The sequence below is a fragment of the Bradyrhizobium sp. TM239 genome, from assembly GCF_036247985.1.
GTDB classification, from domain to species: Bacteria; Pseudomonadota; Alphaproteobacteria; order Rhizobiales; family Xanthobacteraceae; genus Bradyrhizobium; species Bradyrhizobium ottawaense.
In genome coordinates this window covers 67,888-88,099 of the sequence record NZ_BTIR01000027.1, presented here as the reverse complement: position 1 = coordinate 88,099, position 20,212 = coordinate 67,888, and the positions used below count along the sequence as shown (strand labels likewise).

At 65.2% G+C, this 20,212-nt stretch carries 19 protein-coding genes and 1 pseudogene; 12 read left to right on the top strand and 8 right to left on the bottom strand.

Annotated elements, in window-relative coordinates:
* Nucleotides 1-29: 29 nt before the first annotated feature.
* Nucleotides 30-1,394, bottom strand: a complete 1,365-nt coding sequence (locus tag AABA84_RS33220) for a PQQ-dependent sugar dehydrogenase (protein WP_338314230.1) — start codon at nt 1,392-1,394, stop codon at nt 30-32.
* A gap of 179 nt (nt 1,395-1,573) precedes the next feature.
* Here AABA84_RS33220 and AABA84_RS33215 point away from each other — a divergent pair, with 179 nt between their 5' ends.
* The 3 genes from AABA84_RS33215 (at nt 1,574) to AABA84_RS33205 (ending at nt 4,116) form a co-directional block, all read left to right on the top strand.
* The gene (locus AABA84_RS33215) at nt 1,574-2,764 is read left to right on the top strand and encodes a urate hydroxylase PuuD (protein ID WP_212247786.1); all 1,191 of its coding nucleotides are present in this window, start codon (nt 1,574-1,576) and stop codon (nt 2,762-2,764) included.
* 141 nt (nt 2,765-2,905) lie between these two features.
* Nucleotides 2,906-3,763, top strand: a complete 858-nt coding sequence (locus AABA84_RS33210; RefSeq protein ID WP_212247784.1) for a VOC family protein — start codon at nt 2,906-2,908, stop codon at nt 3,761-3,763.
* A 77-nt stretch (nt 3,764-3,840) separates the two neighbouring features.
* Complete coding sequence (locus tag AABA84_RS33205; protein WP_212247782.1) at nt 3,841-4,116, top strand: hypothetical protein; 276 nt, start codon at nt 3,841-3,843, stop codon at nt 4,114-4,116.
* A 4-nt stretch (nt 4,117-4,120) separates the two neighbouring features.
* Here the strand turns inward: AABA84_RS33205 and AABA84_RS33200 are convergent.
* Nucleotides 4,121-5,154: pseudogene (locus tag AABA84_RS33200) on the bottom strand (L,D-transpeptidase family protein).
* A 184-nt stretch (nt 5,155-5,338) separates the two neighbouring features.
* Here AABA84_RS33200 and AABA84_RS33190 point away from each other — a divergent pair.
* The gene (locus tag AABA84_RS33190; RefSeq protein ID WP_212247779.1) at nt 5,339-6,298 is read left to right on the top strand and encodes a lytic transglycosylase domain-containing protein; all 960 of its coding nucleotides are present in this window, start codon (nt 5,339-5,341) and stop codon (nt 6,296-6,298) included.
* A 48-nt stretch (nt 6,299-6,346) separates the two neighbouring features.
* Here the strand turns inward: AABA84_RS33190 and AABA84_RS33185 are convergent, their stop codons facing one another.
* Nucleotides 6,347-7,432 (bottom strand): DUF1236 domain-containing protein, encoded by a 1,086-nt coding sequence (locus AABA84_RS33185; RefSeq protein ID WP_338314227.1) that lies wholly within the window; start codon nt 7,430-7,432, stop codon nt 6,347-6,349.
* 106 nt (nt 7,433-7,538) lie between these two features.
* On the opposite strand from AABA84_RS33185, the gene AABA84_RS33180 reads away from it, so the two are divergent.
* On the top strand, nt 7,539-8,000 hold the full coding sequence (locus AABA84_RS33180) for an NUDIX domain-containing protein (RefSeq protein WP_212248134.1): 462 nt from the start codon (nt 7,539-7,541) through the stop codon (nt 7,998-8,000).
* Between the two features lie 21 nt (nt 8,001-8,021).
* On the opposite strand, the gene AABA84_RS33175 is transcribed toward AABA84_RS33180, so the two are convergent.
* Entirely contained in the window at nt 8,022-9,005 is a 984-nt protein-coding gene (locus tag AABA84_RS33175; RefSeq protein WP_212247774.1) for a Bug family tripartite tricarboxylate transporter substrate binding protein, read from the bottom strand.
* Between the two features lie 451 nt (nt 9,006-9,456).
* Here AABA84_RS33175 and AABA84_RS33170 point away from each other — a divergent pair, with 451 nt between their 5' ends.
* Both AABA84_RS33170 and AABA84_RS33165 read left to right on the top strand, forming a co-directional pair.
* A complete protein-coding gene (locus AABA84_RS33170) occupies nt 9,457-10,104 on the top strand; it encodes a hypothetical protein (RefSeq protein ID WP_212247772.1) in 648 nt (215 codons plus the stop codon).
* The gene (locus AABA84_RS33165; protein ID WP_338314226.1) at nt 10,101-10,376 is read left to right on the top strand and encodes an HGGxSTG domain-containing protein; all 276 of its coding nucleotides are present in this window, start codon (nt 10,101-10,103) and stop codon (nt 10,374-10,376) included. Before AABA84_RS33170 ends, AABA84_RS33165 begins: the two co-directional genes overlap by 4 nt.
* A gap of 158 nt (nt 10,377-10,534) precedes the next feature.
* On the opposite strand, the gene AABA84_RS33160 is transcribed toward AABA84_RS33165, so the two are convergent.
* The 3 genes from AABA84_RS33160 to AABA84_RS33150 form a co-directional block, all read right to left on the bottom strand.
* Nucleotides 10,535-10,717: a hypothetical protein gene (locus tag AABA84_RS33160; protein ID WP_212247769.1), complete on the bottom strand. Its 183-nt coding sequence runs from the start codon at nt 10,715-10,717 to the stop codon at nt 10,535-10,537.
* Nucleotides 10,718-10,894: 177 nt separating this feature from the next.
* Nucleotides 10,895-11,122 carry a hypothetical protein gene (locus tag AABA84_RS33155; protein WP_212247768.1) on the bottom strand — a complete coding sequence of 76 codons (228 nt, stop codon included), beginning with the start codon at nt 11,120-11,122 and terminating at the stop codon, nt 10,895-10,897.
* 252 nt (nt 11,123-11,374) lie between these two features.
* A complete protein-coding gene (locus AABA84_RS33150; protein WP_338314225.1) occupies nt 11,375-12,793 on the bottom strand; it encodes a TAXI family TRAP transporter solute-binding subunit in 1,419 nt (472 codons plus the stop codon).
* 275 nt (nt 12,794-13,068) lie between these two features.
* Here AABA84_RS33150 and AABA84_RS33145 point away from each other — a divergent pair, with 275 nt between their 5' ends.
* The 5 genes from AABA84_RS33145 (at nt 13,069) to AABA84_RS33125 (ending at nt 18,988) form a co-directional block, all read left to right on the top strand.
* The gene (locus AABA84_RS33145; protein ID WP_338314224.1) at nt 13,069-14,310 is read left to right on the top strand and encodes an MFS transporter; all 1,242 of its coding nucleotides are present in this window, start codon (nt 13,069-13,071) and stop codon (nt 14,308-14,310) included.
* Between the two features lie 32 nt (nt 14,311-14,342).
* Nucleotides 14,343-15,536 (top strand): M20/M25/M40 family metallo-hydrolase, encoded by a 1,194-nt coding sequence (locus AABA84_RS33140; RefSeq protein ID WP_338314223.1) that lies wholly within the window; start codon nt 14,343-14,345, stop codon nt 15,534-15,536.
* A 163-nt stretch (nt 15,537-15,699) separates the two neighbouring features.
* Nucleotides 15,700-16,785, top strand: a complete 1,086-nt coding sequence (locus AABA84_RS33135; RefSeq protein WP_338314222.1) for a mandelate racemase/muconate lactonizing enzyme family protein — start codon at nt 15,700-15,702, stop codon at nt 16,783-16,785.
* 228 nt (nt 16,786-17,013) lie between these two features.
* Entirely contained in the window at nt 17,014-18,162 is a 1,149-nt protein-coding gene (locus tag AABA84_RS33130; protein WP_338314221.1) for an amidohydrolase, read from the top strand.
* 103 nt (nt 18,163-18,265) lie between these two features.
* Complete coding sequence (locus tag AABA84_RS33125) at nt 18,266-18,988, top strand: DUF72 domain-containing protein (protein WP_338314220.1); 723 nt, start codon at nt 18,266-18,268, stop codon at nt 18,986-18,988.
* Here AABA84_RS33125 and AABA84_RS33120 read toward each other — a convergent pair.
* The gene (locus AABA84_RS33120; RefSeq protein ID WP_338308427.1) at nt 18,985-20,172 is read right to left on the bottom strand and encodes a CaiB/BaiF CoA transferase family protein; all 1,188 of its coding nucleotides are present in this window, start codon (nt 20,170-20,172) and stop codon (nt 18,985-18,987) included. The two genes, AABA84_RS33125 and AABA84_RS33120, sit on opposite strands and share 4 nt — an antisense overlap.
* Between the last annotated feature and the right edge of the window lie 40 nt (nt 20,173-20,212).

The window sequence follows — 20,212 nt, the reverse complement described above, 5'->3', positions numbered from 1 at the left end:
GAGGGTCCATTCCAGGGGAGGGTGAAGCGTCAGCGCGGCGCGCTTATCACCCGCCAGATCGTGCCGTTGCCGTCCTCCGACACCAGCAGCGATCCGTCCTTCGCCACGGCGACTCCCACCGGCCGCCCCCACACTTCCGTGTCACTGACGACAAAACCCGTGACGAAATCCTCGTACTCGCCCGTCGGCTTGCCGTCCTTCATCCTAATGCGGATCACCTTGTAGCCGGTGCGCTTCGACCGGTTCCAGGAGCCGTGCTCGGCGGCGAAGGCGTCGCTCTGATACTCGGGCGGAAACTGCGTGCCCTGATAGAAGGCCATGCCGAGCGAGGCCGAGTGCGGCTGCACCAGCACGTCGGGGACCGTCACCTTGTCCTTGATATCAGGCCGCGCACCGGCATGGCGCGGGTCCTCGTTGGCGCCGATATAGAACCAGGGCCAGCCGTAGAATGCGCCTTCCTTCACGCTGGTCACATAGTCGGGGACGAGATCGTCACCGAGGCCGTCCCGCTCGTTGGTCGAACACCAGGGCAGACCGGTTTGCGGCTGAATTGCGAGACCAACGCAATTGCGGATGCCGGTGGCGTAGATCTTCCGCTCCTTGCCATCAGGATTGAACGCCAGCACCGCGGCGCGTTCGGTCTCACTGGCCCAGGCCGCGCCGAGCGGTTGCGTTTTCGACCACGCCTCCATCCCGCCCGGCGGCGTGCCCAAACCTTCCGCAACGTTGCTGAGCGAGCCGACGGAGACCAGCATGCGCTTGTTGTCAGGCGTGAAGACGATGTCGCGGGTGGAATGGCCGCCGTCATGCGGCAGGCTCGGCACGATCGTCTCGGCCTTGCCGCGCGCCTTGAGATCGCCTGCCTGATAGGGAAAGCGGACGACGCTGTCGGTGTTGGCGACATAGACCCATTGCGGATTGTCGCCGTTCGGAAAGAAGGCGATGCCGAACGGCTGTCGCAGGCCGCTGGCGAACACTTCATTGGTCGCGACCTTCCCGCTGTCCCCGGTGCGCAGCACGCGAATGGTGCCGGCCCGCGTCTCCGCGACAAAGACGTCACCGTTCGGCGCGACCCTGATGATGCGCGGCGCGCGCAGACCTTCGGCGAACAGCTCGATCTTGAATCCGGCCGGCACCTGGAGTGCGGCGTCCGGCGGACGCGGCACCACGCGCGACGAGCTCGCAACCGAGCGTGTGGCGCCTGGCCTGACCAGATCCTGCGGCCGGATCAGCCTGACCGTGCCCGGCTTGTCGGCCTGCCAATCGCCATAAGCATCCCTGCCCTGCAGCACCGGCTCGGCCTGCGCGCCGGTAGCAACCAGCAGCCCCGCGGATATCGCAACGGACAAAATTCTGCTCTTCAAATTGTCCTCCCGGCCTGCAATCTCGAACATCGACATCACCGCGACAGGTCGAAGCTCTGCCGCATCCCACGTCAACCGATGCCCGCACGATGTGCATCAGCTGCAACCCATCGTACTGGAAAACACCGCGGATAGGTGCGACACATTGTAAGGGCGGGGGTTGCGGTCATCAAAGCTGCGGCATCGCTGTCGCAATTGACGGGATGATCATGTGGGGATCCATCATATCGGAATGGGCGAGCCTGCTGCTGCGCTGGCTCCACGTGGTGGCGGCGATCGCCTGGATCGGCAGTTCCTTCTATTTCATCGCCCTCGACCTCAGTCTCAAACCCAGGAGCGATCTGCCTGACGGCGTGCAGGGCGAGGCCTGGCAGGTCCATGGCGGCGGCTTCTACCGGATCATGAAATATCTGGTCGCGCCTTCCCAGATGCCGGACGAGCTGACCTGGTTCAAATGGGAGGCTTACACCACCTGGCTGTCCGGCTTCGCGCTGATGGTGGTGGTGTATTATCTCGAGGCGGATTTGTTCCTGGTCGACAAGTCGATCCTCGACCTCACGCCGTTCCAGGCCGGCCTGTTCAGCCTCGCGAGCCTCGCGCTGGCGTGGCTGCTCTATGAAGCCGCCTGCCGCACCGGGCTTGCGCAGCGCGAGCTGCCCTTCGCCATCGGCGGCTATCTGTTCCTGGTCGCGCTGACCTATGCCTTCACCCACGTGCTGAGTGGCCGTGGCGCCTTCAACCAGATCGGCGCCATCATCGGCACCATCATGGTGGCCAATGTCTTCGCGCTGATCATCCCCAACCAGAAGAGGATCGTGGCCAGCCTGATCGCGGGACAGGCGCCCGATCCGAAGCTCGGCAAGGCCAGCAAGGAGCGCTCGGTCCACAACAACTATCTGACGCTGCCCGTGGTCGTGCTGATGATCAGCAACCACTATCCCCTGCTCTACGCCACGCGCTTCAACTGGGTCATCGTCGCGATCATCCTGGCGCTCGGCCCCGTGATCCGCCACTTCTTCAACGAGCGCCACGCGGGGCGCAAATCGCCGTGGTGGGTGTGGGGCGTCGCGGCAATCAGCGTGATCGCGATCCTCCTCCTCTCCGCGGCCGGCCCACGCACGGTAAAGACCGGCGCGCTGCCGGCGCAGCCGACGCTCGCCGCGGTCGAGGAGATCGTGATGTCCCGCTGCAGCATGTGCCATGCGGCAGAACCAGTCTGGGCCGGCATCGTCACCGCGCCGAAGGGCTTCCTGCTCGACGCGCCCGAACACATCCATCGCAACATCCGCATGATCGGCCGTGTGGCGGCCTGGTCCAATGCGATGCCGCCGGGCAACATCACCGAGATGACCAGCCAGGAGCGCGCGATCCTTGCCGCCTATCTCGAGCAGGCTCGCTGAGCTCCGCGCATGCCGCATTTCGCGGAATGAAATTCCGCATGTCCCACCGAATTGAAAATGACTTGACCGCCTATCCGGCGTAGACAGGACCGGCCGCCGCCGGCGCGGCCTCAAGTCAGTTTGCATTCGGGGATAAGAACAGTGGCCCTCAAGAACGTCATAGGTATCGACCACGCCGTGGTCATGGTGAAGGACCTCGACAAGGCTGCCGAGAACTATCGGCGCCTCGGCTTCACCGTGTCGCCGCGCGGCACCCACAGCGCGCATATGGGCACCGGCAATTACACCATCATGTTCGACCCTGATTATATGGAGCTGCTCGGCGTGCTCGCCGCGACCGAGCACAACGCGCCGGCGCGCGCCTTCCTCGACAAGCGCGGCGAAGGCATCGAGCGCATCGCCTTCACCGCGATCGATTCCGCCGAAGGCGCGGAGGAGATCCGCGCACGAGGCTTCACGCCGATCGGCCCGACCGATTTCGAGCGCCCGGTGACCTTGCCCAACGGCACGGTCTCGGCGGCCAAGTTCCGCACCTTCATGTGGCCAACCGCGGAAGCGCCCGGCGGCGTGCGCATCTTCGCCTGCCAGCACAAGACGCGCGAGACGGTTTGGATTCCCGAGCTGATGCAGCACGCCAATGCGGCCAAGCGCATCAGGCAGACGCTGATCGCAACGCCCGAACCCGCGAACGAAGCGGCACATCTCGGCCGGCTGATCGACCGCGAGCCGAAGGCGGAGGCCGACGGCGCGGTCACGGTGCCCTCTGGCGGCGATCGTGCCGACTTCGTCTATCTGACGCTGGACCAGCTCGCCAAGCGCTATCCCGGCGTGCCGCTCGCCGGCCTCTCCGAACGCGGCGGCGCAGCGCTGGTGCTCGTCAGCGGCGATCTCGCAGCGACGGAGAAGGCGCTGGGGTCTGCTGCCATGCGCAGCGGGACCGCGATCTGCGTGCCGCCGGCCAAGGCCAACGGCACCCTGCTCGCCTTCATTGCCGGCTGATTTGAGCTAATTCTTTAACGCGTGTTTACCCGGCGGCTCTAGGATTCCCCGCAATCCAAGCCACCGGGGCCAAGTGCATGTTCAAAGAGGGATCGCCGATCGCCTATGACGAGCCGGCCGAATTGAAGAAGTGGCCGTCGCTGAAGGGCGAAAGGCAGAAGGACAGAGGTCCGCCCTATCTCGTCTACAACGGCACGCTCGCCGACTGCGTCCGCGAGCTCATGGGCAAGCCGATCAAGGGCATCTCGCTCTATGACATCATGACGAAGCCGCAGGCGGCCTTCGATCAGACCGTGCTGTCGCCCGGCGATGCCGCCGAGATGGCGATGCGCAAGGATTTCCCCAAGGACTAAAGGACTAATTCGCGGCGCGCTTGCCGGTCGGCTTGCTCTTCTGCTTCGAGGAGGATTCCGTCGGCGCATCGAGGAAGACGACGGGCGTGCCGCGCTTGATGTTGTCGCCGAGCGTACGGGCGTCCCAATTGGTGAGCCTGACACAGCCGTGCGAGGCGGACTTGCTGACCTTGTCGGGCTCTGCCGTTCCATGGATGCCGTAACCCTGCGCGGACAAGCCGATCCAGTACGCCCCCACCGGATTGTTCGGGCCAGGATTGATGTCGAATGGCTCCCTGGATTTAACGCTCTTGAACTTGTACTCGGGATTGTAGTGGTAGGTCGGCTTCTCGTCGGTGCTTGTGACCTTGAGTGTGCCACTCGGCGTCGGACGATCCGGGCTCCCGATTGAAGCCGGGTAGAACGCGAGCAGAGCACCACTCCCGTCGAATGCTCTGAGCGTTCCCATTTTCTTGTCGACCTCGAGCCGTGCAATGCGCGGCAACTCCTTTCGCGCAGGAACATTCGCAACGACAATCGTCTCGCCGGCCCTGTCAAAGGATTTTCCAGAATTGAGCGCCTTGAGCAGATCCGCGCTCATGTGGAATTTCTCGGCGAGCCCCTCGAGCGCGCTGGTGTAGCTCAGCGCTTTCAGCGACCTCATCTGCTCGAGCCTGGCCGGCAGCTCCTTCAGGAAAGGCCCTTTTACATCGGCCTCCTCGATCTTGTAGTCGACGACAATGGCTCCCTCGCTCGCTGTCGTCAGTTTGTCCAAAGCTCCGGCGCGATTGCCTTGTCGGATGCGATACCGTTGTGCTCGGCAAATGCCTTCAGCGCCTTCTGCGCGTTCTCGCCGAGCTTGCCGTCGATCTCGCCGGGCGAGAATTGCGCACGATCGAGCAGGACCTGAAGCTTCACCACCGATGGGTTGAGCCTGTCGGTGGCTGGCTGCCTTGCAGGACGCGCAGCATCATTCACCGCTTTCACATCGAGATTGCCCGCGAGCACCGGGCAGATGAACCACAGCGACATCGCCGCGCCAAGCATCCATCGCGTCATGATCGCTCGTCCCAATTCGCAAATGAAGATCCGCAAAACCGCGGGACGTTTCTGTTTGGGAACACCGTAGTAACACCGAAGGAACCGCCGAGATCGCAGCTTTGCCGCAATCGGACGGTTAAGAACTCCTTATCGCCGGCGCATCGCTGGCCGTTCATCCCACAGTTCGAGGTTGTCTCCGCAAATGCGATTTGTCATCGCGGCTTGCGCCGCGTTCTTGATTCTGATGTGCGACCTCGATCCGTCGGCGTCCCGGCCAGCATCAACTTTCGACCACGCCGTTATTCAGAACAATCGGGCCTCCCCACTTGTTCCGGTGGTCGATCTCTTCCTCGCAAGTGTGCAGGCCATCGAGCTTGCCAACGCGCGTGCCGCCTATGAGCAGGTGATCGAGCCGTCCCTCGCGGCCGAGCCCGCCGTGCAGGCGCCGGTTTCGCCGACCGAACGATTTTGCCACGCGCTGCGCGAGGCCGCCGAGGCCAGCGGCATTCCCGTGCCATTCTTCGCCCGCCTGCTCTGGCAGGAGAGCCGCTTCAAGTCGAACGAGGTGAGCCAGGCCGGCGCCCAGGGCGTGGCGCAGTTCATGCCCGAGACGGCCGCCGAAGTCGGGCTCGACGATCCCTTCGATCCCATGAAGGCGCTGCCCGCATCGGCAAAATTCCTGCGCAAGCTTCGCGACGATTTCGGCAATCTCGGCCTCGCTGCGGCTGCGTATAATGCCGGTCCCGGCCGCGTTCAGAAGTGGCTCGCCAAGGAAAGCGAGCTGCCGCGTGAGACGCGCGATTATGTCCGCATCATCACCGGCACCAAGGCCGAGGACTGGACCGAGCGGTCGGAGGCGCTCGCGATCAGGATCGACCTGCCGCGCGAGGCGCCGTGCGAAGGCATCGGCAGCCTCTCCAAGGCCAGGGATATCGCCTGGGTCCCGGTGAACCTGACGCCGTCAGTCGTCACCATCAAGCGCAAGGCCGAGCAGCTGGCCGCGCGCCTGTCGACAAACCGGGCGCGCATGCGGTTCGTATCCCTGCTCCACAAGAACGCCCCGGCCCGTGGCAAGGCGAGGAGCATGATTGCAGCGCGTGCGGCGAAAGGCACCAAGGCTCGCGCCATCCGCCTCGCAGCGCGCGAACGGTCGGCGATCTGACGCACAAATCGGGAAGCCGCCCGATGGGCGGCTTCCGGCGGCTGTGAACTAATCGATCTCCTCGATCACGCGTCGTTCGCGAGGCTCGATGACATAAGTCCGGGTATCGCGATGGATGTAGCGGTACTCGCGCAGATCGGGCGCATCACGGTAGACCGTGCTGGGAAATTCCTCGACCTCGACACTGTCAGGAACGCGATCGCCGACATGGATCTCGGTGCGTGCGGTGCTTCCGGTGGTCTGCCGTTCGCTCTGGCCTTCGGGACGAGCTTTCGCATGCTTGCGGATCGCATCACGATCGCGGTCGGAGAACTTGCTGGCGCTGCGCTCGCGGGTGGTCGACGTCGTCGTTGCCGTGGATTTCCCCGAATACGGCAGCACCGTCACGATCTTGTAGGTCGCAGGATCGACCACGACGATCTCATCCTTCACCAGCGCGAAGCTGTAGCCGCGATACTGCGGCACGATCTCCACGACATCAGGCGGAAGGGTCGAGAGGTGCACATCGCGCGGCACCACGGTTCCGACAGTCAGCGAGAAATTGACGTTGGTCACGGGCCGAACGTTTAGGCGCGAGATCGAGGTGCTGATCTTGGTCTCCTGCTGCCGATTGAGATTGACGTCGCTCTGCGCGGCGGCTTGGGAACCGGTGCTGGACCGCTCACCCTGGGCCTGATTGCTGGCTGGCGCATTCGGCGCCTGCTGAGCCTGGTTGGTCCCGGATGCAGCGGGCGCCTGCTGGGCCTGATTGCTATTGGCCGGCGGCGGGTTGGCGCCCTGCTGGGTCGCGGGCTGGTTGCCGGTCGTGTTCGAGCTTGCCGTGCCGCTCTGCGGCCGCGAGGTGTCCGTGCTGTTCGCAGCATTGGACGTGCCCGATCCGGAATTGGCAGCCCCGGATGGCGGCGCGGTGGTCTGGGTATTCTGTGTCGAGGTTCCTGCCGCCGGTGATTGCTGCGGCTGCGATGTGGTCTGCTGCTTATCAGCCGCATTAGATGGCGCGGTGGTGGACGGCGCTGTGGAATTTGATTGGGATTGCGGCGTCTGCTCGGACTTCGTGGTCGTGCTTGGCGATTGCGCGAAGGCGGCGTTTGCCAGCACCAGCCCCAGTGCGGTGGTTGCCAACAGGCGGATCATGGTTCACTCCCTTTTATCAAATGAACGTTGGCTACTAACCTGCGCTAAAACGGCCGGTTCCACTTTTTCCCGATACAAAGCGGACCGCTTCTGCACGGAACCTGCGATGCCATCGAAGAGTGCCGGGATCATCGCCTATCGAAAGCGCCGGAAGCTCGAGGTTCTCCTCGTTCATCCCGGAGGGCCGTTCTGGCGCAACAAGGATCTCGGCGCGTGGTCGATCCCCAAGGGCGAGTATGCGGACGAAGACGATGCGGAGGCCGCCGCGCGACGGGAATTTGCCGAGGAGCTGGGCTTCGAGCTGTCCGTGCCGCTGATCGCGCTTGGCGAGGTCAAGCAGCGCGGCGGCAAGCTCGTCACCGCGTTCGCCGCCGAGCTCGACATCGATGTGCGCAGCATTCGCAGCAACGGGTTCGAGATGGAATGGCCACCTCGCAGCGGCAAACGGCAAGTCTTCCCGGAGGTCGATCGTGCCGAATGGTTCACGCTCGAAGAGGCGCGGGAGAAGATCAACGCAGGACAACGCCCGCTGCTCGATCGGCTGGCGCAGCTGGCCGGCGGTGAATAGCGATGGAAGCAGATGCGCTCCCTACTCCGCCTTGATGTCCGCGGCAGCGACGACCTCGGCGAGGTCCTTCGTCTCCTTCGCGATCTTCGCGGCGTACTCGGCCGGGGTCAGCATGCTCACGACGCCCTGCGAGCCGAGCTTCTCCGCGGCCCCCGGATCCTTGGCCGCCGCGACGATCTCCCGGTGCAGCGTCTCCAGGATCGGCGCCGGCGTCGACTTCGGCATGAAGAAGCCGACCCAGAACGAGATGTCGAAGCCGGGATAACCGGCTTCCGCAACGGTCGGCACATCCGGCAGTGCCGGCAGCCGCTCGGCCGACGACACCGCGAGCGCGCGCAGCTTTCCGGCCTTGACCAGCGGCACGGCGGAGAGCGGATCGAACACCGCCAGCACCTCCTGGGCGAGGATGCCGACCTCGGAAGCCGCGCCGCCGCGATAGGGCACGTGGATCAGCTTGATGCCGGCCTTCTGGCTGAGCAGCTCCATGGCGAGATGGGCAAGATTGCCGTTGCCGCCCGAGCCATAAGCGAGCGCACCCGGTGCGGCCTTCGCCGCCGCGACGAGATCGGCCACGGTCTTGATATCAGCCGTCTTGGGATTCTCCGGATTGACCACGAGCACGAGCGGCGCCGACACGACGGTCGTGAGCGGCGCGAAGTCGCCCTGAGGATCGTAGCGGATATCCTTGAATAGCGTCTTGTTGAGCGTGATGGTGGAGGAGTTGCAGGCGAGCATGGTGTAACCGTCGCCGTCCGCATGCGCGACGCCCTCGGCGGCGATCATGCCGTTGGCGCCGGCGCGGTTCTCCACCACGAAGGGCTGCCCGAGCTTGTTGCCGAGGCGATCGCCGATGATGCGCGCGACGACGTCGACCGGCCCACCGGCGCTGAAGCCGACCATGATTTTGACCGGCCGCACCGGATATTTCTGCGCCGAGGCCTCCGTCGACAGCGCAGCGGCGCACAATCCGGCGATGACGGCCAGCAGGCGGGCGGTTCGTTGCATTGGTTCTCTCCCCAGACCTCATTGCGCCGCTTGTGCAGGCTTGTTGGTGCGACGCATCCGACAATCATGAATAGCGGCCATCCCGGATTTCGCAATCGCGTTCGATCGCCGGCATTCCGCCGCACGGCACGTGCGCGCCGCCTCCAAGCAAAAAATGCGAAAACAACCCCATGCACAGTAGACGGCCCCTGTCGAAACAAGGACTTATGCCAGGCCGCGAGCTTCGGATGTTACGAAACGATTTTGACTCGTCGGGCAAAACAGGGGCATAATGCCATCATCGCGATCCGCGTCAGCAACCCGGCCTGCACGATCATGTTGGCCTCGCTTCGATCGCGCACAAGCCCAGCATCGACATTTCAAAACGCAATCGCCGCACGGCAACCGAGAGGGTCGGCTCGCACCAGAGGGGCCGGCTCGCGCGTGCCGTGGGCTCGAAGGAGACATCGACATGACAACAGCCATGACACGCAACAGCACGACGCCAATCGTCAGGTACGGCAGCAGGCCCACCCCGCGGGTCAAGCTCACCGGACAACGGATCGCAATTCAGCATCCGAACGCGGAGACCGGCGAGCACTTGATGGGCGAGGCGCTCGGTGCCGTCGATCAAGACGCTCTGCATGGTATCCTCAAGCAATTGATGAAAGCCAGCGTGATCCTGCAGAAGCCCGATGAGGACAATCTCGCCTTCATGATCTCGATGATGAAAGGCATCGCGCCGCGGGATTCTCTCGAGACCATGCTGACCGCGCAGATGGTGTCCGTCCACGTCGCGACCATGCGCTTTGCCTGCCGCCTCGCCTTCGCCGAAGGCATCCCGCAGCAGGAGGGCATTTCGCGCACATTGACCCGGCTGGCCCGCACCTTCGCAGCCCAGATGGAGGCCCTCAACCGCCACCGCGGCAACGGCGAGCGTCCGATCACGGTGCAGAACCTGTCGGTACAGGACGGCGGCAGCGCGATCGTGGGGAATGTCGCGCAGCATGCGCATCTCATCGCTCCCGAGCCGGGCACCGCGATCGACGCGGGGCCGGTGCCGTCCGGCAACGCCGGCGAGCGCGAACGGGCCGAGGCCATGCAAGGCGGCACCGCATGAGGGCCGGTCACATTCGCGATACGCGCGCGATGGCGGCGAGCCCGCGCTGCGGCGCCGGCACGCGCGGCGGCCTCGCCTGCCGCGCGCCGGCGGTGCGCGGAAGGCTCCGCTGCCGCATGCACGGCGGCGCGCCCGGATCGGGCGCGCCATGGGGAAACCGCAATGCCCAGAAGCATGGCGCCTTCACGCAGGAGCGGATCTCGGAACGAAGGGCGATCCGGGAGCTGTTGGACGAGGCGGGCAAGCTGCTGGGGGAGCTGGATCCGGACTAAAAGGAAAGCAGCTAGATCGGAAGCGTCGCGGCGATCAGATCGTTCAGAAGGACACGAGCGACATCGCCGCGCCCCTTGCCCACGACAATTCCAGGACGCATTCGCCCGCGCGAAGTGCTGCAGCGTCGGGCCGTATCACCGGCTCGCCGGCCGAAAGCTCAGTGCGGCGTGTTCGCCGGATTGACGGCAGAAATCTGCAGACCGGCCTCATCCAGCGCCTGGGCAATCTGCTTCGCCAGCAGCTTGGCCTCTTCGGCCCCGATTTGTGCGTCTGGATGGTCTTTGAAGAACGCGCAAATGGTCGTGGCGATGATGGTATTCACCTGGTGCAAATCAACCATTTGATGCACACGAAGTTGCGAACTGCTTCACCCGAAGGGGCGGCGCGTCGGCGCGCAGAAGGAAGAGCGGTCAACGTAAGCCAAAGAATGACAGAATGGCCGCGATCACAACGACTAGTCCAACGAGGTAAATCAGGCCGTTCATCGTAGTTCTCCTTTTCGATGGGATGACTGAATCTATCCGGGGGGCATGAGTCCGTCTTTGGCGCTGCCCTGCTCAACGAGCTGAAGCTTTTCGAGCTGAACTTCCTTTTCTATGGCGGTCAGAGAATTACCGATCCTATCGACGATCCTGACCAGATCGGCATCGGAGATCTTGAGGCGCTTTCGAACGGACTTGACCTGCTTTGCGTTCGCAAGATCAAGCGTCGTGCGAATGACCCGTGGCGGCTTTGAGCACAGCATGAGCAGGTCTCCTGACCAAGGTAAGAGCGGTGACGTCTCTTTTGTTCCGAATCTTCGTCAGACCACGCGTACTGAATGACGGAATAGACGAGACGACGACGATAGGAGGCGCGATAGACAAGGGATGCGTGTCGGCGCAGAGAACTTCGACCGCGTCGACAGCGGGTCTCACAAGCGTAAGTTGATCTTCCCGGCTACGCCCTCGGTCCGGCCTTGGCATTGTAGACGAATTGCGTCGCAGCGCCGGTCGTCTCAACCTCGCGGCGCGCTCGCCGCGCCTCGAACGGTTTCGAAGTTGGCGGGCTGCAGCGCGGCTCGTCTTTCCGTGATGGCGTTGCTCAACAGGCCGAGCACCAGACCGAATGCTGCGAGCTCCTCTTCCTCGATAGCGCCGTCGTCGTAGCATTCGAGCGTTTCAGCTATGATGGCGTCGGCCTCGCGCTGCAGAACCAGAAGCTCCTGGCTCGATCCCGCGGTTCGCGCGCTGGACACCATGGCCAGGATTCTCTTGCGGTGGTCGGTGGTCTCCTCTCTTTCGTCGCGATTCAAATAGCGACGCAACCAGGCGGCGGCCGAGCCGATCCCGGAAAGAAGCAGCAGCCCGAACCAGAAGTAATCGCCGTATCGGTCGAGGAAAGTACGTTCGTTTCCGTCGATGACAGCCGCCGCTCCCCGATGCACCGGTAGCTCCGTGTCCTTGTCGACGTCGGGCTTGGCAATGTGCGCGCCGCCCGGAACCTGCCTTGCAATCGCTTGGCGAACGGCAAAGAGCTGGCGGAAAAAGGCGGCGACTGTCGTTTCAGCCAGGGACTTTCTCGCGACGATCAGGTGACTGACGCTGACCGTCTCAACCTTGTCAGCCGGCCGAGCCGGGTCCGCATTGAAGACGCTGGGTGGGATTTCCTCCGATTCATACCGGGGGTGCTTCAAGGCGATCGCTTCCGATGTCTCGATGGCGAGAAACTTCGGCTCACCGCGCACCCGCGCCGTCGCAGCAACGGCGTCGGATGTGATCTTGCTGTCGAGCGGCCCGACCGCCATGAACGCATCGATGGCGGGATCCCGCGCCAGCTCCTCGGTCTGGTCCGTGCCAAAGTGCGTCACGATGACCTTGTCCGCTTCGACTCCGGAGGCGCTCAGGATGACGCGTAGCAACGTCGCGTTCACCGGGGTCCGGCCGATCATGCCGACGCGGCGCCCTGCGAGATCGGCGACCTCCTTGATCTTCGGGGAGAGCTTTCTTTTCGAGCCCTTGCCCGCAGGTCCAGACGGAGCCCACAGCACGACGAAGTTCTTGCGCACGACAGCGACGGTCTGCGCCTCGGCAGGCATGTCCAGGTCGCCCCGGCCGACGGCGAGGTCGGTCTTGCCAGCCCCAAGCAGGGCAAGAGCCTCCACCGCTCCGTTGGTCTCGATCGGAAGCAGCCTGATTGTCCGACTTTCGTCGCCGAACGCATCGGCCATCGCCTGAATGACTTTGTAGTCGTCGCTGCCTGGTGGTCCAACGGCAATGCGGAGGGTGTCCGGCCGCAACGTATAATAGAGAGCGCCCGCCGCGGCGCCAAAGACAAGGAATCCCACGGCGAGAACCAAGAGCAAGGAATTGCTCCTCCTCCGCTCTCGGCGGGCCGCCTCGCTGGTCGTTTGACTTGTACTCTCGGATGAAGACATTGCCGCCGCTGGCTGCAGGTGAAGGCGCGTCCTGCCTGGCAGGATGCCACGTTTTCCCCAAGGACAACGTCTGGCGGCCATCCTGGTTCATAACCGCCGCCTGAGGCCGGCAATACGATCAGGCGCGTCGTCGTGACGGCCCGCAGACAGGCGGCAAACGCCGTGCTGATTGCCGGCTGAAGCCACAATCCGGAATGAGGGGGGCGCGCTGCCGCCATTGGCGCCCGCCCCGCCATCATGTATCCCCACCCGAAACCCCTCGGGACGGGACGCCCATGGCCACCAACGACGACGCGGGCACCGCCACCCGCGCGCTGATCTTCGCGCTGCTCGCCCTCGCCTGCGGCCACATGCTCTCCACCTTGCTGCGCACCATTCCGGCGGTCAGCCTCGACCTCATGGCGGCCGATTTCCATATCGAGCCGCAGGCGCTGGCGAGCCTCACCTCGATCTATCCCTTCGCCTTTGCCGCGGCGCAGATCCCGGTCGGGGCGGCGATGGATCGGTTCGGCGTGCGGCCGGTCTCGCTGAGCCTGCTCGCGGGGACCGTGTTCGGCGCGGTGGCGTCGGGCTTTGCCACGGGGGCTGCGAGCTTTGCGGTCGGGCAGTTCATGCTGGGCGTTGCCACGTCGGGCATGCTGATGTGCCCGATGACGCTGGCGGCCAAGCAATTGTCGGCGGCGCGCTTCGGCCTGTGGTCGGGCGCGATCCTCTCGATCGGCAATATCGGCATGCTGCTGTCGTCGAGCCCGCTCGCCTTCGTCGTCGACGCCTACGGCTGGCGCGCGGGATTCTGGATGTCCGCTCTCGGCGGCGTTGCGGTCGCGCTCGCCGTGTTCGCGCTGGTGCCGCAGCAGCCGGCCGAGCACAAGGACGATTCCTCGCCGTTGTCGCAGATGATCGAAGTGCTCAGGCTCGGCCTCTCGCGTCCCTTGCGCGGGCTGATCGCGCTGGCGCTGGTGTCGCTGGCGACCTCGCTGGTACTGCGCGGCCTGTGGGGCGGACCGTGGCTGATGGACATCAAGGGCTTGTCGCGGGTCGAGGCCGGCAACCAGCTCGGCGCGTTCACGCTGGCGATGATCGCAGGGCCCCTGTGCATCGGCATGATCGACCGCAGGCTCGGCCGCCGCCGCGCGCTGGTGGCCGGCACGCATATGGTCGGGGCGTTGCTGCTGGCGCTGATGGCGCTCGGGGCGCCGCATTACGCGGTGTCCGTTTTGTTCGGCGTGCCCGTGATGCCGCCGCAATACGACCTCGTTCTGTTCGTGCTGATCGGCCTTGCGACCTCCGCCCAGCCGCTGCTGTTCGGCATGTCGCGGCAGCTGGTCGACGCGCAAGTGGCGGGCAAAGCGCTCGCCGCGATCAACCTCGCCTTCTTCCTCGGCGCGGCGCTGATGCAGTCGGTGACGGGCGCGGTGGCGGCACTCGCCGGGCTGCCTGCGGTGCTGCTGTTCATGGCTGCCATGCTGGCATTCGGTGTGCTGATCTTTTTGACTTACACCTCGCCGCGTTCGTAGGATGGCGGGCCGGTCTGCCAAAGGAAATAATTATGCCCGTCGACACCAAAGCCGCCACCGACCGCCTCATGCGCTTCCTCTCCGTCGAGGGCGTGACCGGACAGGAGGCGGCGATCGGGCGTGAACTCACGGCCGCGCTGAAGGAGGCCGGCGTGCCGGCGAAGGCGATCCGGCTCGACGACGCCAACACCCGCATTCCCGTGCCGACCGAGACCGGCAACCTCATCGTCGACCTGCCCGGTCGCGGCGCGCTGCACAACCAGCCGCGCATCATGTTCATGACCCACATGGACACCGTGCCGCTCTGCGCCGGCGCCAGGCCGAAGAAGTCGGGACGCAAGATCGTCAACTCCGCCAAGACCGCGCTTGGCGGCGACAATCGCTGCGGCTGCGGCGTGCTGGTGACGCTGGCGGCCGAGCTCGCCAAGCAGAAGCTCGATCATCCGCCGATCACGCTGCTGTTCTGCGTGCGCGAGGAGAGCGGGCTCTACGGAGCGCGTCACGTCAAGCTGGACGAGCTCGGCTCGCCGGTGATGGCCTTCAATTATGACGGCGGCTCGGCCTCCAACGTCATCATCGGCGCGGTCGGCGCCGACCGCTGGACCGTCGAGATCCATGGCCGCGCCTCGCATGCCGGCGTTGCGCCGGAGCGCGGAATCTCCTCGACCATGATCATGGCGCTGGCGCTCGCCGAGGTGAAGGCCGGCGGCTGGTTCGGCAAGGTGGTGAAGGGCAAGCTTCAGGGCACCAGCAATGTCGGCCCCGTCACCGGCGGCGAGGGTCGCCCGGCGGGCGATGCCACCAACGTCGTCACCGACTACGTGCATGTGCGCGGCGAAAGCCGCAGCCATGACGGAAAGTTCTTCAAGGAGATCACCAAGGCCTACAAGGCCGCGTTCGAGAAGGCCGCCAAGAAGGTGACGAACGCGCAAGGCAAGTCCGGCAAGGTCAAGTTCCAGGCCCAGACCGACTATTATCCGTTCCGCATGAAGGAGAACCTTCCGGTCGTCACACGCGCGATCGAGGCGGTGTCTGCCGTGGGTGGAACTCCGAACGTGCGCGCCGCCAATGGCGGCCTCGACGCCAACTGGATGGTTCGCCACGGCATTCCGACCGTGACCTTCGGCGCCGGCCAGAACGAGGCGCACACGGTGGACGAATGGATCAATCTCGACGAATACGACCGCGCCTGCGCGCTGGCGCTGCAGGTTGCGACGATGCGGTGAGGCGGGTTCGTAGGGTCGGTTAGCTGGCGGCAGCCCGCCGGCGTAACCCACCGCTGCTCGTCTCCCCGGACATAGAAGAGGTGGGCTACACCGAGCGCATGCGCTTTGCGCATTGGCTCGGGCTAACCCACCCTACGAAACAAAAACAAGAAAGGGAGGCACCATGCCGCACATCGCAAATATCGAGACCGGATTTTACCGGATCCCCCTCCCCGTCACGCTCTCCGACTCCACGCATGGCGAGATCGCGGCGTTCGAGCTGATCACCTGCCGCATCCGAGATGCCGATGGCGCCGAGGGCGTCGGCTACACCTACACCGTGGGACGCAATGGCGGAGCCGTTGCCGACATTCTCAAGCGCGAGATCCCGCCGCTCGTCGAAGGACACGAGGCCGACGATACCGAGGCGATCTGGCATCACGTCTGGTGGGCGCTGCATTATGGCGGGCGCGGAGGACCTGCGGTGCTGGCGCTCTCGGCGCTCGACATCGCGTTGTGGGACCTGAAGGCGCGGCGCGCCAAGCTGCCGCTGTTCCGGCTGCTCGGTGGCTTCGACGCGCGCGTGCCGTGCTATGCCGGCGGCATCGACCTCGATCTCTCCGTGGAGGCGCTGCTGAAGCAGACCGACGGCAATCTCGCCAAGGGCTTTCGCGCCATCAAGATGAAGGTCGGTCGGCCCGACCTGAAGTCCGACGTCGCGAAGGTCTCCGCGATGCGACAGCACCTCGGCGACGGTTTTCCGCTGATGGTGGACGCCAACATGAAATGGACGGTCGAAGAGGCGATCCGCGCCGCCCGGGCCTTCGTGCCCTACGACCTGACCTGGCTCGAGGAGCCGATCATCCCCGACGACGTCGCCGGCCACGCGCGCATCATGCAAGCGGGCGGCGTGCCGATCGCAGCCGGCGAGAATTTGCGCTCGCTGTGGGAGTTCAAAAGCTACATCGCCAGTGGCGCGGTGTCCTATCCGGAGCCCGACGTCACCAATTGCGGCGGCGTTTCCGCCTTCATGAAGATCGCGCGGCTGGCGGAGGCGTTCAACCTGCCCGTCACCAGCCACGGCGCGCACGACATCACCGTGCATCTGCTCGCAGCCTGCCCGAACCGCTCCTATCTGGAGGCGCACGGCTTCGGGCTGGACAAGTATATCGAGCACCCGCTGGTGCTTCAGGACGGCAAGGCGCTGGCGCCGGACCGGCCCGGGCACGGCATCAGCTTCGACTGGGCGGGGCTGGCGAAGCTGGCGTGACACCCATTGGCCGTCATTCCGGGGCGCGACGAAGTCGCGAGCCCGGAATCCATCGGCCCCAGAGGTTGCTGCACGATGGATTCCGGGTTCGCGCCAAGAGGCGCGCCCCGGAATGACGAGGGAGAGACGGCGCGCTGCTGCACGAGAGGCATTCCAAGGCGCTTGATGCGGGGCGTGGATAATCCGCTATGGTGGCGGCAACCGACACCATTCGAAAGATTCCCTGCCTTGACACCCGAGCTGCACCAGAAACTGACCGCGTGGCGCCGGCACCTGCATGCGCACCCGGAGCTGTCGCTCCAGGAGAGGGAGACCGCCGCCTTCGTGCAGGACAAGCTCACCGAGCTCGGGATTCCCTTCGAGGCGGGCATCGGCGGCCACGGCATCGTCGCGACCTTGACGCGCGGGCACGCGCGCACCCGCGTCGGCTTGCGCGCCGACATGGATGCGCTGCCGATCACCGAAGATACCGGGCTTGCCTACGCCTCCGGGACATCAGGCGTGATGCATGCCTGCGGCCATGACGGGCACACCGCCTCGCTGCTCGGCGCCGCTGCGCTGCTCGCCGCCGACAGCAGCTGGAGCGGCACGGTCGATTTCATCTTCCAGCCGGCCGAGGAAGGTTTTGGCGGCTCGCGCGCGATGGTCGCGGCCGGGCTGTTCGACCGCTTCCCGATGGAACGGGTGTTCGGCTTTCACAATTGGCCGGGCCTTGCCGCCGGCACCATCGCCGTGCATGACGGCGTCGTCATGGCCTCCGGCGGACGCATCACCATCACCATCGAGGGCCATGCCGGTCACGCCGGCATGCCGCATCTGACGCGCGATCCGGTGATGGCGGCGGGCCATCTGATCGTGGCGCTGCAATCGATCGCCTCGCGCGGCGTCGATCCGCTCGACACCGCCGTGCTGTCGCTCTGCACCATTGAGGGCGGCACCGCGCCGAACCAGATCGCCGGACGCGTGACCATCCGCGGCACGCTGCGGTACCACCGCGAGGCGGTCAAGACCGTCATCCTCGACGGCATCGAACGGACCTGCGCCGGCATCGCGACCAGCTTTGGCGTCAAGGTGACGCCCGAGATCGTGATGGGCGTCGGCGTCGTGATCAACACGCCTGATGAGGCCGCCCTTGCTCGGATCGCCGCCGAGAAGGTGCAGGCCGAGGTGCGGCGCGACCTCGCGCCCAGCATGGCCGGCGAGGATTTTGCCCACTATCTCCAGCAGCGGCCGGGCGCCTTCGTGTGGATCGGCAATGGCGAGCTTCGCGAGGGCGCCGAGCTGCACGGCCCGCGCTACGATTTCAACGATGCGATCCTGCCGGTGGCATCGAGCTGGATGGCTGAAGTGGCCAAGACGGCGCTGGCGTCGAACTGATGTGGCGCGCGCTCCGCCGTGCCGACAGCAACATATTCTCTCCGCGAACGTTGCCTCTCTCAAGGCGCGGCAGCTCCCGCCGCGTCCAAGGGATCGCATCTCGATGGCGCGCGTTCTGATCGGAACTTCGGGCTGGCATTACGATTCCTGGCGCGGCCCGTTCTTTCCCGAGGGCGTGACGCTGAAAGAGCAGCTGCGCTACTACGCCGGACAGTTCGACACCACGGAGCTGAACGGCGTGTTCTACCGCACGCCGACGCCTGAAGCCGTGAACGGCTGGCGCGAGCAGACCGGCTGCGATTTCGTCTTCGCCTGGAAGGCGTCGAAGTTCATCACGCACTGGAAGCGCCTGTCGGACCGCTCCGTCAACAGCCTCGAGCTGCTGGAGGAGCGCATCTCGCGGCTCGGCGGGAAGGCTGGTCCGATCCTGTTCCAGCTGCCGCCGCAATTCCAGGCGGATGCGGACCGCCTCGCATCCTTCTTCAAGCTGTTGTCGCGGAAACGGCGATACAGCTTCGAATTCCGTCATCCGAGCTGGTATCAGCCGCGCATCCTCAAAATGCTGGCGGACGAGAACATCTCGCTGTGCCTGTCCGACCATCACGATGCGCCCGCGCCATGGAAGCGCACGGCGGATTTCGTCTATGTGCGCGGACACGGGCCGGGCGGGCGCTATCACGGGCACTATACCAAGGCCGCGCTGGCGCAATGGGCGAAGCGCATCAAGTCATGGAAGCGGCAGGGCTGCGACGTCTATGTCTATTTCGACAACGACCAGAAGAGCGCGGCGCCCGCGGACGCCAAGGCGCTGAAGCAGTTGCTCTAGATGACACCGCCTTGCCGAAGCGCCGCGATCGCAGCCTCGTCATAGCCGAGCTCGGCGAGGACGCGATCAGTGTGCTCACCAAGCGTCGGTGGGCGGGTCGCGATCTCGCCCGGCGTTTCCGACAGCCGGACGGCCGCGCGCGTCACCGGCGCGGGCTTGGGCAGGCCGGGATAATCGACGTCCTGCATGAAGCCGGCGGCGCGGATGTGCGGATGATCCAGCGCCTGTTGCGGTGAGAGCACGGGCCCCGTCGGGATCATGGCCTCGCCCAGCGCGTCGACGGCCTCCTGCGTGGTGCGCTCGGCGCACCAGCGCGCCATCCGCTCGCTGATGACGGGTCCGTTGTTGCCGCGGCTGATATCGTCGGCAAAACGCGGATCCTTCAACCACAGCTCCTCCTCGCCCATCAGCCGCGCCCAGCGCTTGAACAGCGGATGTCCGGTGACCTGGCACAGCACCCAGCCGTCCCGGGTGCGGTAGATGTCGGCGGGCGCTGCGGTCTGGCCGAGATTGCCTGTCGGCACGCGATTGACGTTGATCACGGCCTGCTCGATCAGCGTCGCGTTGGTGAAGGACAGCGCGGTTGCGAGCAGCGCGCCCTCGACGACCTGCCCGCGCCCGGATTTGCCGCGCTCGATCAGCGCGGCGAGCGTGCCGAACGCGCAGTGCAGCGCGGTGCCGAAATCGACCCAGTTCACCGCGGCGCGGTACGGCGGATCGCCGGCGCCCGTCATGTAGACCGACCCCGACATGACCTGCCCGACGCCGTCGAAGCCGACCCGGTCGGACCACGGTCCCGGGCCGCCGAACGCGGTTGCGGTCGTCAGGATGATGTCGGGCTTGATCGCCTTCAAGGACTCATAGTCGAGCTTCATCGCGCGCAGGGTCTGCGGCGGCAGATTGGCGACGACGACGTCCGCGGTCGCAACCAGCCGGCGCATCACCTCCTGCCCCTCCGGCTTCATCGGATCGAGCGTGATGCACTTCTTGTTGCGGTTGACCTGGAGAAACAGCGCGCCCTCGCCGCCTTCGCCGACCGGCGCCACGAACCGATCCTCGCTGCCCTCGCGCTTCTCCACGCGAATGACCTCGGCGCCGAATTCGGCCAGCAAGGTCGCGCAATAGGGCCCGGCGATATAGCGCCCGAAATCGAGCACGCGCACACCCTCCAGAACTCCTCCCATCGATCCCTTCCCTGCGCCTCTTGCCCGTTGTTTTCCGCAG